This is a genomic window from Posidoniimonas polymericola (genome assembly GCF_007859935.1).
Lineage (GTDB): Bacteria > Planctomycetota > Planctomycetia > Pirellulales > Lacipirellulaceae > Posidoniimonas > Posidoniimonas polymericola.
Genome location: NZ_SJPO01000001.1, coordinates 812,801 through 828,933, shown reverse-complemented (window position 1 = coordinate 828,933; position 16,133 = coordinate 812,801). Strand labels below are relative to the sequence as shown.

Annotated in this window: 9 protein-coding genes; 7 read left to right on the top strand and 2 right to left on the bottom strand. The window is 67.5% G+C overall.

Annotated features, from left to right (window positions below; genetic code table 11):
- Positions 1–20: 20 nt before the first annotated feature.
- From Pla123a_RS03350 to Pla123a_RS03330, 5 genes are all read left to right on the top strand, one after another.
- Positions 21–2,030, top strand: a complete 2,010-nt coding sequence (locus Pla123a_RS03350; protein ID WP_231956309.1) for an ATP-dependent DNA helicase — start codon at positions 21–23, stop codon at positions 2,028–2,030.
- A gap of 140 nt (positions 2,031–2,170) precedes the next feature.
- The gene (locus tag Pla123a_RS03345) at positions 2,171–5,377 is read left to right on the top strand and encodes a DUF1553 domain-containing protein (protein WP_197527627.1); all 3,207 of its coding nucleotides are present in this window, start codon (positions 2,171–2,173) and stop codon (positions 5,375–5,377) included.
- A 45-nt stretch (positions 5,378–5,422) separates the two neighbouring features.
- Positions 5,423–6,853 (top strand): DUF1501 domain-containing protein, encoded by a 1,431-nt coding sequence (locus Pla123a_RS03340; protein ID WP_146584099.1) that lies wholly within the window; start codon positions 5,423–5,425, stop codon positions 6,851–6,853.
- 218 nt (positions 6,854–7,071) lie between these two features.
- A complete protein-coding gene (locus Pla123a_RS03335) occupies positions 7,072–8,715 on the top strand; it encodes an arylsulfatase (RefSeq protein WP_146584098.1) in 1,644 nt (547 codons plus the stop codon).
- A gap of 143 nt (positions 8,716–8,858) precedes the next feature.
- On the top strand, positions 8,859–10,037 hold the full coding sequence (locus Pla123a_RS03330; RefSeq protein WP_146584097.1) for an N-acetyltransferase: 1,179 nt from the start codon (positions 8,859–8,861) through the stop codon (positions 10,035–10,037).
- 12 nt (positions 10,038–10,049) lie between these two features.
- Here Pla123a_RS03330 and Pla123a_RS03325 read toward each other — a convergent pair whose 3' ends face one another.
- The gene (locus tag Pla123a_RS03325; RefSeq protein ID WP_146584096.1) at positions 10,050–11,270 is read right to left on the bottom strand and encodes a hypothetical protein; all 1,221 of its coding nucleotides are present in this window, start codon (positions 11,268–11,270) and stop codon (positions 10,050–10,052) included.
- Between the two features lie 292 nt (positions 11,271–11,562).
- Between Pla123a_RS03325 and Pla123a_RS03320 the strand changes: the two genes are divergently transcribed.
- Entirely contained in the window at positions 11,563–13,578 is a 2,016-nt protein-coding gene (locus Pla123a_RS03320) for a TonB-dependent receptor plug domain-containing protein (protein WP_197527626.1), read from the top strand.
- A 71-nt stretch (positions 13,579–13,649) separates the two neighbouring features.
- Positions 13,650–14,627 (top strand): magnesium transporter CorA family protein, encoded by a 978-nt coding sequence (locus Pla123a_RS03315; protein ID WP_146584094.1) that lies wholly within the window; start codon positions 13,650–13,652, stop codon positions 14,625–14,627.
- Here Pla123a_RS03315 and Pla123a_RS03310 read toward each other — a convergent pair.
- Positions 14,593–16,083 carry a cytochrome P450 gene (locus Pla123a_RS03310; RefSeq protein WP_197527625.1) on the bottom strand — a complete coding sequence of 497 codons (1,491 nt, stop codon included), beginning with the start codon at positions 16,081–16,083 and terminating at the stop codon, positions 14,593–14,595. The genes Pla123a_RS03315 and Pla123a_RS03310 overlap by 35 nt on opposite strands.
- Between the last annotated feature and the right edge of the window lie 50 nt (positions 16,084–16,133).

Below are 16,133 nucleotides of genomic sequence, written 5' to 3'. Positions count from 1 at the left end.
GTTCCGGCGGCACCTGATTCATGGCAGAATCCACCACCCTCTCCGCCGCCGACATCCTGGGCGCCGAAGGCTCGATCGCCAAGCGGCTCGCCAGCTACGAGGACCGGCCCGAGCAGCTGCAGATGGCCGACGCCGTGGCGTCGGCGATCGCGGGCAAGCGGCACCTGATCGTCGAGGCCGGCACCGGCGTCGGCAAGAGCTTTGCCTACCTGGTCCCCGCGATCCTGGCCGCGACGGAGCCGGTTGCGGCCGACGCCAAGGGCGACGACGCGAAGCGGCCGCGGCGGATCGTGGTCTCGACGCACACGATCTCGCTGCAGGAGCAGCTGCTGCGGAAGGACCTGCCCCTGCTCAACAGCGTGATCCCCCGCGAGTTCTCCGCGGTGCTGGTCAAGGGCCGCCGGAACTACGTCAGCCTCCGCCGGCTCGACGCCGCGGTGAGTCGGGCCGGGTCGCTGTTCGCCGAGGACGAAGAACTGAGCGAGCTGCGGCAGCTCCGCCAGTGGGCCACCCAGACGCACGACGGCTCGCAGTCGGACCTCGCCCGCAAGCCGCTGCCCACCGTGTGGGACGAGGTCGCCAGCGACAGCGGCAACTGCCTGGGCCGCCGCTGCCCGCACTACAAGGAGTGCTTCTACTACGCCGCCCGCCGGCGGATGCAGCACGCGCAGGTGCTGGTGGTGAACCACGCGTTGTTGTTCTCCGACATCGCGCTGCGGCGGCACGGGGTGAGCCTGCTGCCGGACTATGATGTTGTCATCTTGGACGAGGCGCACACGGTCGAGCAGATCGCCGGCGACCACCTCGGTCTGCGGGTCAGCAACGGCCAGGTCGAGTACCAGCTCAACAAGCTGTTCAACGACCGTAAGCACAAAGGCCTGCTGGTTGCTCACGGGTTTGTCGACGCGATGAAGCAGGTCGAACGCACCCGCACCGCCGCGGACGACTTTTTCGCCGAGCTGTGGGAGTGGGGCATGCAGCAAGGTCCCGATAACGGTCGCGTCACCCAACCCAACCTCGGCACGCCAGAGCTGGCGGTCGAGCTGCAGACCCTTGCGCGGAAGGTGAAGTCGGCCGGCAACCAACTGACCAACGAGGTCGAGCGGCAGGACTACAACGCGGCCCACGACCGCCTGCTCGGTCTGGCCGGCGACCTCGAGGCCTGGCGCACCCAGCGCGATGAGTCGAACGTGTTCTGGGTCGAGTCGTTCAACACCAGGCGTGGCCCGCGGATGACGCTCGGCGCAGCGCCGGTGGACGTCGGGCCCGCGCTCCGCGGCGAGCTGTTCGACAAGGTCCCCAGCGTGATCCTCACCAGCGCCACACTCGCGGTCGGCAAGCAGGCCTCGTTCGACTTCTTCCGCTCGCGGATCGGCCTCACCCAGTCCGAGGGCCTGCAGCTCGGCAGCCCGTTCGACTACCCGCGTCAGGCGAGGCTGGTCACGCTGTCCGGCATGCCCGATCCTACCACCGAGCGGCAGGCGTACGAGCGCCGCTGCATCGAGATGATCCAGCGTTACGCCGCGGAAACCGACGGCCGCACGTTTGTCCTGTTGACCAGCTACGAGATGATGCGGCGGGTCGGCGCGGGGCTGTCGAAGTGGCTCTCGGAGTGGAACCTCAAGCTGATCTCCCAGGCCGACGGCCTGCCACGCACCCAGATGGTCGAGCAGTTTGTCGCCAACCCGCGGAGCGTGCTCTTGGGCGCCGACAGCTTCTGGCAGGGGGTCGACGTGCCGGGCGACGCGCTCAAGACCGTCATCATCGCCAAGCTGCCGTTCAGCGTGCCCGACCGCCCGCTGCTCGAGGCCCGGCTCGACGCCATCCGCCAATCTGGCGGCAACCCGTTTTCGGACTACCAACTCCCCGAGTCGATCCTCAAGTTCAAGCAGGGCTTCGGCCGGCTAATCCGCTCGAAGAGCGACTCCGGCTCGGTGGTGTGCCTGGACCCCCGGCTGTCGACCAAGAGCTACGGGCGGCTGTTCCTCGAGAGCCTGCCCGACTGCGAGCGGGTGGTGGACCGGGCCTAGGGCGTTCGAACTGGACACGGCCCCATGGGGCGTGCGATCATAGAGGAAACGCCTCGCTTGCAATCCGCTAGCTCGGCGCCAAAACGTTATCGCTTCGTCTTCTCGGTCGCTGGTCGCGTTTCGTCCCTCAAGGACACGCTATGGAACCCGTTGTCACCCGTAATCCGTTCTGCATCCAAGCCTGGTGCTTGCTTGCGGCAGTGTCGATCACGCTGCCTACCGTGGCAGCCGCGAACGATGCCGGGGAGCCCCAGTACAACCGCGACATCCGGCCAATCCTGGCGGAGAACTGCTTCGCCTGCCACGGCGCCGACAGCGCGGCGCGCAAGGCGGGCCTGCGGCTGGACCAGCGCGAGGCGGCGGTCGAGTACGGGGCGATCGAGCCCGGCGACCCTGCCGTCAGCAGCATGATCGAACGGATCCTGACCGACGATCCGGGCTTGGTGATGCCGCCGCCGGAGATCAAGAAGACACTCACCGACCAGCAGAAGCAGACGCTCCGCCGGTGGGTCGCAGCCGGCGCCGAGTACCAGCCGCACTGGTCGCTGATCCCGCCGCGGCAGCAGTCCCCACCGGTCGTGCAGAACGAGGCTTGGGTGCGGAACCCAATCGACCGCTTTATCCTGGCGAGGCTCGAGTCCGAAGGCCTCGGGCCGGCCGCCGAGTGCGAACCCCACCAACTGTTCAGGCGGCTGCACCTCGACATCACCGGCCTGCCGCCCGAGCCGGAGACCGCCGACAAGTTCGCCGCGGACTACGAGAATCGCAAGGACCTTGCGCTCAGCGAGTGGATCGACCACCTGATGGCGTCGAACGCGTGGGGCGAGCACCGCGCGCGGTACTGGCTCGACGCCGCCCGCTACGGCGACACCCACGGGCTGCACTTCGACAACTACCGCGAGATGTGGCCGTACCGCGACTGGGTAATCCGCTCGTTCAACAAGAACCAGCCGTTCGACCGGTTCGCCGTCGAGCAGCTCGCCGGCGACCTGCTCCCCGACCCCACGCTCGACCAGCTGGTCGCGACCGGGCTGCAGCGGTGCAACATCACCACCAACGAGGGGGGCACGATCGACGAGGAGAACCTCGCCAACTACTCCGCCGACCGGGTGCAGACCTACGGCTGGGTGTTCCTCGGCATGACCACCAACTGCGCGCAGTGCCACGACCACAAGTTCGACCCGATCACAATGCGCGACTACTACGCGCTGGCCGCGTTCTTCAACAACACCGAGGCGCCCGCCAAGGACGGCAACGTCGCCGACGGCGCCGGACCGACCATCAGGACTCCCGCGGCCGCCGACCGAGACCGCTGGGACGCCCTGCCCGACGAGATCGCCGCCGCCGAGCAGCTCCGCGGGGCCCGCCGGGTGGCGGCCGGCGCCGACTTCGACGCCTGGCTCGCCGGCGCCACGCCGGACAGCCTGGCGAGCGTTGGCGCCGACGCTCTCGAGACGCACCTGCCACTCACCGAGGGCGCCGGCGACAAGGTAGAAGATACAGTCGGGTCGCAGGCAGCGCCCGCCGCGACCGGCCCGCTCCGCTGGACGCCCGACGGCAAGCTGGGCCCCGCAGTAGTCCTCAGCAACGAAGCGACCCTCGCGTTGGAAGACGCCGGCGACTTCGAGGGTAACGAGGCGTTCAGCTACGGCGGCTGGGTGCGCAGCGCGAGCCCCGGCTCGGGGGCCGGAATCATTGCCCGGATGGACGTCGGCAACAACTACCGCGGCTGGGATCTGTGGCAGGACGGCGGCAGGCTGGCGGTGCACATCATCGACAACTGGCCCGGCAACGCGTTGAAGGTTAGCACGAAGGAGTCGGTCGTTCAGGCAGATCAGTGGATGCACGTGCTCGCCACCTACGACGGCTCCGGCAAGGCGGCCGGCATCCGCATCTACGTGAACGGGCGGGCCGCCCCACTCAACACCGACCAAGGCTCGCTCAACCCCGGAGCCTCGATCCGAACGGAAACGCCGCTGCGCATCGGGCAACGAAGCGAGGGCGCGGTGCTAGAAGGCGGGTCGGTCCAGGATGTGCGAATCTTCCGCCGCAGGCTCTCGGACGCCGAGGCGCTGCTGCTGGCCAGCCGACCGCAACTCCGTGACGCGTTGGATACGGCCGCCAACGACCGCACCCCCGAGCAACGCGGTGACTTGCTCGAGCACTTCCTCACTTCGGTTGACCCTGCTTACCAGCGGCTCGACGCGCAGGTCGCCGCGCTGAGCTCCGAGCGTCAGGCGATCGAGGCCCGCAGCCCACTCACCCACATCCAGCGAGAGCGGGAGGACCGCCAGCCGGCCACCAAGATCCTGATGCGTGGCGCCTACGACCAGCCCGGCGAGGAAGTAACCGCCGACGTGCCGTCTGCATTTCCTTCGCTCCCCGAGGGCGCGCCGCACAACAGGCTCGGCCTGGCTCAGTGGACCGTGGACCGAGCCAACCCACTCACCGCCCGTGTCACGGTGAACCGTTTCTGGCAGGAGGTTTTCGGACAGGGGCTAGTCGTCACGTCGGAGGACTTCGGCGTCACCGGCATGCTGCCTAGCCACCCGCGGCTGCTCGATTGGCTGGCGGTTGAGTTCCAGGATTCGGGGTGGGACGTAAAAAACCTCTTCAAGATGATGCTGATGAGCGCCGCGTACCGCCAATCAGCGGCCGCCACGGCCGACGAGGTCGAACGCGACCCCGCCAACGCCTTGCTCGCCCGCGGCCCGCGATTCCGCATGGACGCCGAGGTGCTCCGCGACACGGCGCTCGCCTCGAGTGGGCTGCTCTCCCGCAAGATGTACGGCCCCGGCACGCGGCCCTACCAGCCGAGCGACCTCTGGAACGTGGTCGGCCTGCCCGAGGGCGACACCCGCGACTACGTGCAGGACACCGGCGAAGGCAACTACCGCCGCACGGTGTACCAGTTCTGGAAGCGGATGGCCCACCCACCCAACCTCGAGGCGTTCAACGCCCCAAGCCGCGAGGTTTGCACCGTCCGCCGCGAACGCACCAACACGCCGCTCCAGGCCCTGGTGACGCTGAACGACCCGCAGTTCGTCGAGGCCGCGCGGCGGCTCGCCGAGATCACCCTTCGCGACCACGCGGCCGACGACCAGCAGGCGCTCCGCTACGTAGCCAGCCGAGTGCTGTGCCGCGACTTCACCCAGGCAGAGCTGCAAGTACTGCTGGCCGACAAACAAGCCTACCTCGATCACTACCAGTCGTCGCCCGAAGACGCCGCCGCGCTGCTCGGCGTCGGCGATGCACCGCTCGACGAGCGTCTCTCGAAGGTCGATCTTGCCTGCTGGACCATGCTCTGCAGCCAGGTGATGAACCTCGACGAGGCCCTCTGCAAGTAGCTCCTCGCTTCACCGCCCCCCGGGGCGCCCCTACGGACCCACGCCATGCTCGACCTGACCTCCCGCCGTCAGTTCTTCACCAGCGGCCGCAACCTGCTCGGCGGCGCCGCGCTCGCCTCGCTGCTGGGCGAGTCCGCTCAGGCGTCGTCCTCGGCGGCCGCGCCCGGCCCCCACTTCGCCCCCCGCGCGAAGCGGGTGATCTACCTGCACATGGTAGGCGGGCCCTCGCAGATGGACCTGTTCGACTACAAGCCGCAGGTGCGTCGGTGGTACGACAAGGACCTGCCCGAGTCGGTGCGGCAGGGCCAACGACTCACCACGATGACCAGCGGCCAGTCCCGCTTCCCGATTGCCCCCTCTAAGTACCGCTTCGCCAAGCAGGGCGAGTGCGGCATGTGGATGAACCAGGACCTGCTCCCCTGGCTCTCCAAGAAGGCCGACGACATCTGCTGGATGCGTTCGCTGCACACCGAGGCCATCAACCACGAGCCCGCCATCGCCGCGTTGCAGACCGGCAACCAGGCGCCGGGCCGCCCCTGCCTGGGGGCGTGGGCGTCGTACGGCCTGGGGCCGATCAACCAGAACCTGCCGACCTTCGCGGTGCTGATCGCGGTCCCCACCAACCGCGAGCAAGAGCAGGCCATCTCGTCCCGCTTGTGGGCCTCTGGCTACCTGTCGGGCGAGCACGCGGGGGTCTCGTTCCGCAGCAAGGGCGACCCGATCCTGTACATCAACAACCCGCCGGGCGTGCCGGACCACCTGCGGCGCCGGTCGATCGACGGCATCAACGCCCTCAACCAGATGAACTACCAGCGGCTGGGCGATCCGCAGACCGCCACCCGCATCCACCAGTACGAGATGGCCTTCCGCATGCAGGCGAGCGTGCCGGAGCTGACCGACTTGGCCAGCGAGCCAAAGCACACGTTCGATCTCTACGGCGAGGCGGCCAAGCAGCCCGGCACCTTTGCGTACACGGCCCTGATGGCCCGCCGGTTGTCGGAACGGGGCGTGCGGTTCGTGCAGGTCTACCACAACAACTGGGACCACCACGGCAACCTCGGCGGCCGCATGCCGTCGCAGTGCCGGGACGTCGACCAGCCTTGCTACGCGCTGCTCGAGGACCTTAAGCAACGCGGCATGCTCGACGACACCCTCGTCATCTGGGGCGGCGAATTCGGACGCACCATCTACTCCCAGGGGAGCCTCTCGCCCGACAACTACGGCCGCGACCACCACCCCCGCTGCTTCACGATGTGGATGGCCGGCGGCGGAGCCAACGGCGGCCACATCCACGGCGAAACCGACGACTTCTCCTACAACATCACCCGCGACCCGATCCACATCCGCGACTTCCACGCCACGATCCTGCAGCTGATGGGGTTCGACCACGAGCGGTTCACCCACCGCTACCAGGGCCTCGACCAGAAGCTGACCGGCGTGGTCCCCGCGCACGTTATCCCGGAGTTGATCGCGTAGCCGCGACTAGCCAAGCCAGCCAGCAGAACGCGTCGCGCTGAGGCCCGCGATTCTAAGCGGGCGAGAGGCGCCTTACTCGGATGAGCCAAATTGCCCACGATTTGGCCAATACCCAGAGATTTGGCGTCACGTTTCAAACTCAAATGGCGTCTACTAAGCGCCGGCGTTCCCGCCGGGCCTGCGGTCATTCCCACTCGGTTGCTCGTTTGCTCGCTCCTATGCCAAGACTCCTAGCCGCGTCGCTGTTCTGCCTGCTTGCCTGCCTGACCGTCTGCCCGTCGGCCGACGCTGACGACCGGCCCAATATCGTCGTCATCCTGGTCGACGACATGGGCTTCTCGGACCTCGGCTGCTACGGCTCGGAGATCGAGACCCCCAACATCGACAGCCTGGCCCAGGGCGGGTTGCGGTTCACGCAGTTCCACAACGCGGGCCGCTGCTGCCCGACGCGCGCCAGCCTGCTGACCGGGCTGCACCCACACCAGGTCGGGATCGGCCACATGACCGCGCCCCCCGGGCAGCCGCTTGGGTTCGAGGGCCCGTACCAGGGGTACCTGAACGATAACTGCGCGACGCTGGCCGAGGTGCTCCGCGGCGCCGGCTACCACACGCTGATGACCGGCAAGTGGCACGTCGGCGTCGATCCGGCTCAGCAGGAGGCGTGGCCCCTGCAGCGGGGCTTCGACAAGTACTACGGCTGCCTGAGCGGGGCGATTAACTACTTCAAGCCGGGGGGCGGCCGCGGCATCACCTCGGGCAACGAGCTGGTCCCCACCGACGACGAATGGTACGCAACCGACGCCTTCACCGACAAGGCGATGGAGTTCATCTCTGAGGCCGCCGAGGCAGACGACCGCCCGTTCTTCCTGTACCTGGCGTACAACGCGCCGCACTGGCCGCTCAACGCGAAGGAGTCGGACTACCAGAAGTACCGCGGCAAGTACGAGGGGGGCTGGGGCCCGATGATGGCGGCGCGGCAGGCCAAGCAGCGTGAGCTTGGCCTGTTCGCCGGCGACGTCACGCCGGCCGAGCACCTCGGGCCGGAGTGGGACTCGCTCAAGCCGCAGCAACGCAACCGGCTCGACGCGGTGATGGCGGCCTACGCCGGCTGCCTCGACTCGGTCGACCAGAACGTCGGCAAACTTATGGAGCACCTCGACCAGATCGGCAAGCGCGACAACACACTGATCCTGTTCCTCAGCGACAACGGCGCCTGCCAGGAAGGGGGCCGGCTCGGCAACGGCGGCCACAAGATGGTGATGAACCCGCCGCTCCGCACCACCAACGGCGTGCAGATCGGCCTCGCCTGGGCCAACGCCTGCAACACCCCCTTCCGCAAGTACAAGCACTTCGTCCACGAGGGGGGCGCCTGCACCCCGCTGATCGCCAACTGGCCGGCCGGCATCGCCGAGGGCGAACGCGGCGGCTTCGTGCGGCAGGTCGGCTACCTGCCCGACTTCATGGCGACCTGCGTCGACCTGGCGGCCGCCGACTACCCGCAGGACGTGCCGCCGTGTGAGGGCGAGTCGCTGGCGCCGCTGCTGCGGGGCAACGATGCGCCGATCCACACCGAACCGATCTTCTGGGAGCACGAGGGCAATGCAGCCGTGCGGTGGGGCAAGTGGAAGCTGGTCTGTGAGTACCAGAAGCCGTGGGAGCTGTACAACATTGACGCCGATCGCACCGAACTGAACGATCTGGCCTCAGCCGAGCCCGGCAAGCGGGACGAGATGGTAGCAAAGTGGGAGGCCTGGGCGCGGAAAACCGGCGTCGCGTTCCCCGAACGCTTCAACATGTACCGCTTCCTGCAGGAAAAAGCGGCGCAGGAAAAGCAGGCCCGCGAAACGCAGCAGGCGAGTTAGCCGGCTTGGCGCCCGACTTGCACCCATTAGGCTGCAGGTCCGCCCTCCGCGTCAGCAGCCGTCTGCCGCCCCGGGCATCTCCCTAACGCGGTAAGCGGGCGGGCCTTCCCCGGGGCGAGCCGGCTGAACTGTGGAGGTCTGCCATGCGAGCTGTTTACGACGTCACCGGCATGCACTGCCGTTCCTGCGAAGCGAAACTGCGCGAGTCGCTGCTCGCCAGCCCACACGTCAGCCAGGCGGAGGTGTCGCTTGCGAAGAATCGCGTCACGGTCGACGGCGACACAATGCTCTCCCTCGCCGAGCTCAATAACCAAGCAGCCGAGGCCGGCGACTACCACCTCGCCCCGGCCGACGCCCAAGAGCCTGAACCGTCCGAGCCGACCACCGGCGAAGCGGCAGACGTCGCGTCCGATCAGCACTCAAATGGCATGCTCGCCGAGGGTGTCGAGCACGACCCCGACCAGTCGCGCTTCGTCTACAAAACCGACGGCCGGGCCAGCGTGCTCAACTACGAGCGGCCCGCCGACGGCGTCATTGACCTTAAGCACACCTTTGTGCCGCCCGCCGACCGCGGCGAGGGGATCGGCGCCCGGCTGGCCGAGTCGGCGCTGAACTACGCCCAAGAGAACGGCCTGCGGGTGAAGCCGACCTGCAGCTACGTCCGCAGTTACATCGAAGAGAACCCGCGGTTCGAGCCGCTCACCAAGAGCCGGACGGAACCCGCACACGATCCGCACAGTGGGCAATCGCACGACGATGACGCGGAACATCGAGAGGGCGGCCACGAGCACAAACACAGCGGACACGCCCACGAGCATCATAACGGAGGCGAGAAGGGCTGGCTGGCGACCTACAAACCACTGCTGCTGATTGTGTCGTACCTGGTCGGCGGCACTGTCATCGCGGGCGTGGCGGCCGGAGCCTGGACCGCCGGGTTCCTAATGAGTGTGTTCATGGGATTGTTCTTCGTGACCTTCTCGCTGTTTAAGATGCTCGACCTGCGCGGCTTCGCCGAGGCGTACACCTCGTACGACCTGGTCGCGGCCCGCTGGCTGCCGTACGCCTACGTCTACCCGTTTATCGAGCTCGGGTTAGGCGTGGCCTACCTGCTGGGCATGGCGCCGGTTGCGGTGAACATCGTGACGCTGGTGGTGATGCTCGTGAGCACCGCGGGCGTGGTCAACGCCGTGGCCCGTGGGCGGGACATTCAGTGCGGTTGCCTCGGCACCGCGTTTGACCTGCCGATGAGCACGCTGACGATCGTCGAGGATGCGACGATGGCGGTGATGGCCGCGGCGATGCTGCTGATGCGGCTGCTCTAAGACCACCCCCCGCTACACTTCTTCGTCTACATACGTGATGTGGCGGAAGTAGTGCTGCCCCTCAAACGACACGCCGAGCGCGCCGATCACAATCCCGATCGACGACACGAATCCAGCGAACGTGGCGTAGCACTCCCAGTCGGCGCGTTCGTGCAGCGTAGGCGCCCAGGAGGCGACCAATTCGGCGTCGAACAGCGACGCGGTCACCAGGAGCGTCAGCAGGTACAAGCAGACGTACGTGGTCGCGATGCCGGTCGCGATGATGGCGATCGTCGTGAGATTGGTAGTCACCACCTGCTCGCTGAGGCCGGCCGATCCCTGCGAGAGCAGCAGACCCTGCCGCACCAGCACGTAGACAACGGTCACCACCAGGCTCACCCCGGTCAGTGCGGCGACCGCCGACAGCGGCTGCCGCACGCCGAGCTCCCAGGCCTCGGCGGTCATGATGAGCACCAGCATCGTGCTGACCGCGGCGATGGTCAGCCGCGCCAGACGCAGCGGCATCTGCCAGGGCCGCGCCTGACGAACGGCCTCGAGCACCTCTCGGCGGTTCCGCCAGCCGGCGCGCAGGTAGAACGCCGCGGCCCCGGCGCTGTGGTCGGCGGTCTCCTCGAGCCGTGGGTCGGCGGTCTCGCGGAGCGTGTGACGCAACCGCGCCCACTCTTCTTCAGCCAGCGGAGCGGCTTGCTCAAGTTCGCCCACCGCCTGAAACCCGCTCATCACGCGACCCGACGAGTCGTCCTCCGGCACGCCACACAGGTGGGCGAGCCCGCGCAGCACGAGCGTCACCAGCCGATCGGCAAGCGTTGCGACGCGGTACTCCTGGCTTACGTCCGGGTCCTGGGCGCGGGGGTCGATCCGCGCGGTGGAGATCACCGCCGAGTCGAGCGACCGCGACACGCACTCCCAGGCGTGGTCGCGTTGCCGGGCGATGAGGTCCGGCGCGACGAACGCGAACACGTAGTCCCAGCCGCGTAGGTCCCGCTGCTCACGGGCCCAGCCGAGGTGCTCGACCGCCTCGTGCGAGCCAGCCGTCGAAGGGGCTTCCTGCACGGCCAGCGGCGTCCGCCACTCGAACTCCGGCAGGTGCTCCGCAAGCATCTCGGTCACGCGCTGGTGGGCGGCCTTGATCGCCTCACGGTCGGGCGCCTCGAGGTTCTCGGTGACGAGCCAGCCAACCTCAACGACAGGCCGCGTGGGCGAAGCGTGTTCGTCTGTGGAGGGCGTGGGCATCGCTGGCGATTATCGGGGAAGGGAGATCGATCATTTGGACCACCGAGCTGCAAAACACGTGTCCGGCCGCTCGGGTAATCTGACGGCTGACTCTAGTCGCAACGGTGTGGTTTGCCACTGCGCGGGGCGCTTTTACGCCGGCAAGGCGTGTGGCTACCCACCACCAGTTTAGCGGTTGTTGCAGCAGGCACACCCCGTCGGCCTCGCCCTGATGGGTGGGGATGCGCGGAGCCGATGCCGACACTGGTCCGAGCTAGGAAAGTTCGGTCGGCGTCATCATGGAAGAATCAGTATGCTTTCAACAACCCCAAGCCTGCGCGCGCTGGTTCTGTCGCTGATCGTGGCGATGGCCTCGTCCGCGTCCGGGCAGTCTCCACCCGACCCGTCCGACATCGGCGGCGCCGCCCCGTCGGCGGACTCGTCCGACGACCTGCTGAACCTCGACCTCGAGCAGCTCTCCAACACCAGCGTGAGCGTGGCGGTCGAGTCGTTCGACGAGACCGTCACTTCCGTGACGCGTCAGGAGAGCACGGTCGGCATGTCGCCGGCGGCGGTGTACGTCATTACCAACGACATGATCCGCCGCAGCGGCGTCCGCAGCATCCCTGAGGCTCTGCGACTGGTGCCGGGGGTAAACGTCGCAAAGATCGACTCCAACAAGTGGGCGATATCGATCCGCGGCTTCAATGACCAGTACACCAACAAACTGCTCGTGCAGATCGACGGCCGCAGCGTCTACTCTCCCTTGTTCGGTGGCGTCTACTGGGACGTGCAAGACCTGCTGCTGGAGGACGTCGAGCGGATCGAAGTCGTCCGCGGGCCGGGCGCCACGGTGTGGGGGTCGAACGCCGTGAACGGGGTGATCAACGTCATCACGAAGCAGGCCGCCGACACCACGGGCGCGTACGCGATCGCCGGCGGCGGAACGTACGAGGAAGGGTTCGCCGGCGCAAGGCTTGGCGGCGTTACCGCCGACGGCGATCTGCACTGGCGTGCATGGGGCAAATGGTTCGAACGCGACTACGGCTACCGGCCGGACGTTTTTGTGAATGACGAGTGGAGCCAGGGACGCGGCGGGTTCCGCATGGACTGGACCCCCACCCGCTCCGACACCTTCACCTTCCAGGGAGACTACTACGAGCAGGTCTACTCCGACGCCATCGCGTTTGGGCCCACCGTTGTGCCGAACCGCGACTCCACCACCTCGGGCGGCAACCTGCTCGCGAGGTGGAGCCGCCAAACCAGTGACGACAGTGGCTGGTCGGTCCAGTTCTACTGGGACCGCACGAATCGCCTGGACCTCTACGCCCATCAGCAGATCGACACGCTCGACTTCGACTTCCAGCACAACTACCGGTGGGGCGATTGGCAGTCGATGGTCTGGGGGGTTGGCTATCGCGAGATCTCCGACAAGCTGCTGTCTCCTCCTGGTAGCACCACCAGCTACCAACCGCCAACGCTTTCGTACGGCCTGCCCAGCGCTTTCGCGCAGAATCAAACTGAGCTGGCCGAGGACCGCCTGTTCCTGACGCTCGGCGTCAAGCTGGAGGACAATTACTTCAGCGGGGTTCAGGTGCAGCCGAGCGTCCGACTGCTGCTGGCGATCGACCAGCAGCGGGCGTTGTGGGGCGCCGTGTCGCGGGCGGTGAGGACGCCGACCCGCTCGGAGGACGCGGTCACGGTGAGCCTGCCCTCGCTCGTGTTCACAGGCAACCGCGACCTTAAGGCAGAAGACCTGATGGCCTACGAGCTTGGCTACCGGGCCCAGCCAACCGAGTACCTCTCGTGGGATGCCGCCGCGTTCTACAACGTCTACGACAACCTCATCAACAGCACTTTCACCACCTTCCCTACCGCCGCAACCTACGCCAGCACCGGCAACGGCCATGGCTACGGGCTGGAGCTAACCGGCAAGCTCCAAATGGCGCCGAACTGGAAGATCTCTGGCAACTACTCGTTCCTGCGGCTGGACGTCGACACCGAGCCGCTCGCCTCCCTGTCCGGCACGAGGTCTGAGCAGGGCTCGCCCCGCAATCAGGCGTTGCTCTGGTCGTCGTGGGACCTGGCCGAGGACTGGGAGCTGGACGTCATTACACGCTACGTCGACAGCCTGCCGGCGTTGGACGTCGACAGCAACGTGGCGCTCGATCTGCGGGTTGGCTGGCGGCCGAACGACGTCCTTGAGTGCGCGGTGGTAGCGCAGAACCTGCTAGACTCGACGCACCGCGAGTTTATTGGGCAACAAGGGACGACCCTGCCAACGGAAAGGCGGCGTGGCGTCTACGGCTCGATTCAGTGGAGGTGGTAGGTCGAGCCCCGCAGGAAATCGGGTAGGATGCCCCGGAGATTCGCCTCCCCCGACCTGCCCGAGCCCCGAAGATGAGCATCCGCTGCTTCCGCTTCCTCCCCGACGGGACCGTCGAGACGCGGGACGCGCTCCCCGCGCGGCTGCCCGACGACGGCGCCAACCCGTCGGTCTGGTGGTTCGATCTCTGGGCTCCAACCCCGGAGCAGGTCCAGTCGCTCTCTGACCTGATGAGCCTCGAGAGCCACACGATCGAGGAGCTGAGCGAGGACGACGGCCGGGCCAACATCGACTACTTCGAAGACTACGCCGGCCTGCTGCTGTACGGCATGCTCGGCGCCGAAGAGAGCGACCAGCCGCGTCCCCGCATGATCAACCTGATCTGCACCGCCCAGGCGGTGGCGACCGTACACGCCCAGTCGATCGGGTCGATCGAGTACCTCGTCGGGCGCGTCACGAGGATCGCCCCCCAGGTCAGCAAGAAGGGCGTGGGGCACCTGCTGTTCCTGCACCTCGACAAGATGGTCGACAACAGCATGATGCTCGCCAAGCGTTACGAGCAAGAGCTTGAGGTGCTCGAGGACCGCTCGGTCGACATCGACTGTGAAGACGACCTGCTCGAGGACCTGGCCGACGTCCGCCGTCGGGTGCTCGACCTGTGGCAGGTGCAGGTGGCCCAGCGCGAGGTGCTGATCGAGTTGTGCGACAACGAACTCGACCACCTCTCGGACGAGGGCCGGCGGCGGCTCGAGCACGTGCGAGACCACATGACCTCGTCGCTGGAGATTGTCGAGATCCTCCGCGGCATGGTGGGCGAGGTCCGCGAGAACTACCGGACCACGATTTCGCTCCGCAGCGCCGACGCGATGAACAAGCTGACCGTGTTTGCCGGGCTGATGCTGCCGGTGTCGGTCATCGCGGGCATCTACGGCATGAACGTCCCGCTGTGGCCCGACCCGTCACGGCCCGGCACATTCTGGGTCGTGATCGGCTCGATGGCGGGCGTGATGGCCGCGCTCACGGTTTACTTCCGCCGCCGGAACTGGCTGTAGCCGCGGCCCAGCCCACAACCACCTCGCCGGCCGCCGCCCGCACCCGCGGCGCGACCACGCAGGGCGTGGCGGGCCTGATCGACAGCTCGCGGCGGATGGCCAGGTCGTCGCAGCCCGAGGTCGGCTCAAGCCGCAGCCGCTGCAGCACGGTCGCCACGATGAGCGTCAGCTGCAGCATCGCCATGTGCTGGCCGATGCAGTTCCGCGGGCCGTGCCCGAACGGAAAGTACGCCCCATCGACCATCTCGGCCGTCCGCTCGGGCGAGAACCGCTCGGGATCAAACCGCAGCGGGTCGGCAAAGAACCGCGGGTCGCGGTGCGTGGCGAACGGGTAAGCGAACACCCATGCACCGCGGCGCAGGCGGTAGCCGTCGAGCGTGGTCGACCGGACCGCCTGGCGGCAGAACAGCACCCAAGCCGACGGGAACAAGCGGAGCGTCTCCTGCAGCGTCTGGCGGACGTAGGCCAGCCGCGGCAGGTCGTCGATCGTCGCCCGCCGGCCGCCGAGCACCTGGTCAACTTCTTCAACAAGCCTGCGGTGCACGTCGGGCTTCCCGAGCACGAGCTTCCAAAACCAGCCGAGCGTCGCGCTCGAGGCGTGACTGCCGGCCAGCAGCATCGTGACGACCTCGTCGCGGGCGAGCCGCTCGCTCATGCCGAGTCCGTCCCCTTCGACGTCGACCGACCTGAGCAGCAGGGCGAGCAGGTCGTCGTGCGCGGTGGGGGCGGCCCGCCGGTCGGCGATCGCCTGGGCGACGTAGCGGTTGATCACGCCGATCACCTCCCGCTTGCGGCGGCGGCTCGGCAGCGGGGCCCAGTCCGGCGGAGAGAGGGGGTTCTCCATGTCGAGCTTGAGGATGTCGGCGCCCTCGATCACGGCCTCGGCCAGCTCCGCGGGGGACGGGCAGTCGCGCCCTTCAGGCCGACAGCCAACAGTCGAGCGGATCGACAGCGACATCGTCAGGGCGGTCATCTCGTCGACCAGATCGATCCGCGGCGTGCTACGCCAGGCGTCGATGCTGCGTTCGGTCTCTTCGACCGTGATCTGGGCGTAGCGGTCCATCGCCCCGCCGCGGAACGCCTGCTGGATGAGTCGGCGTTGGCGGAGCCAGAGCTCGCCCTCGCTGAGCAGCAGGCCATCCCCCAGCACCTGACGCATGACGCGGGTCTGCCAAGGGGCCTTCACGAAGTCTGCGCGACGGTGGACCATGAACTCGTGCAGCACCCGCGGGTGGTTAACGATGTAGACCCGCTTAGAAAGCAGCAGGAAGCTGCTCAGGCCGCCGTGCTGGTGCGCGACCTCCAGCGGGTACTGCAGCGGCTGTCGCCACAACGAAGCCACGTGCCGCCAGGTAAGACCGAGCCAGCGGTTGTAGTTGGCGGGGCCGGGCGGGTGCGACGAACGGCACGAACCGCTGGACGATGTGGAATTGTGAGCCGCAGAATTGAGCGCCATAGCGCGCCAATCACGGGTAATGACCCTGCGCGCTCGGCCGTGGCGCCGCT

Excerpts from the sequence above, each read along its gene's own strand:
- Pla123a_RS03335 (WP_146584098.1), top strand. The coding sequence starts at position 7,072 with ATGCCAAGACTCCTAGCCGCGTCGCTGTTCTGCCTGCTTGCCTGCCTG.
- Pla123a_RS03315 (WP_146584094.1), top strand. The coding sequence starts at position 13,650 with ATGAGCATCCGCTGCTTCCGCTTCCTCCCCGACGGGACCGTCGAGACG.
- Pla123a_RS03310 (WP_197527625.1), bottom strand. The coding sequence starts at position 16,083 with ATGGCGCTCAATTCTGCGGCTCACAATTCCACATCGTCCAGCGGTTCG.
- Pla123a_RS03330 (WP_146584097.1), top strand. The coding sequence starts at position 8,859 with ATGCGAGCTGTTTACGACGTCACCGGCATGCACTGCCGTTCCTGCGAA.
- Pla123a_RS03350 (WP_231956309.1), top strand. The coding sequence starts at position 21 with ATGGCAGAATCCACCACCCTCTCCGCCGCCGACATCCTGGGCGCCGAA.
- Pla123a_RS03340 (WP_146584099.1), top strand. The coding sequence starts at position 5,423 with ATGCTCGACCTGACCTCCCGCCGTCAGTTCTTCACCAGCGGCCGCAAC.
- Pla123a_RS03345 (WP_197527627.1), top strand. The coding sequence starts at position 2,171 with ATGGAACCCGTTGTCACCCGTAATCCGTTCTGCATCCAAGCCTGGTGC.
- Pla123a_RS03320 (WP_197527626.1), top strand. The coding sequence starts at position 11,563 with ATGCTTTCAACAACCCCAAGCCTGCGCGCGCTGGTTCTGTCGCTGATC.
- Pla123a_RS03325 (WP_146584096.1), bottom strand. The coding sequence starts at position 11,270 with ATGCCCACGCCCTCCACAGACGAACACGCTTCGCCCACGCGGCCTGTC.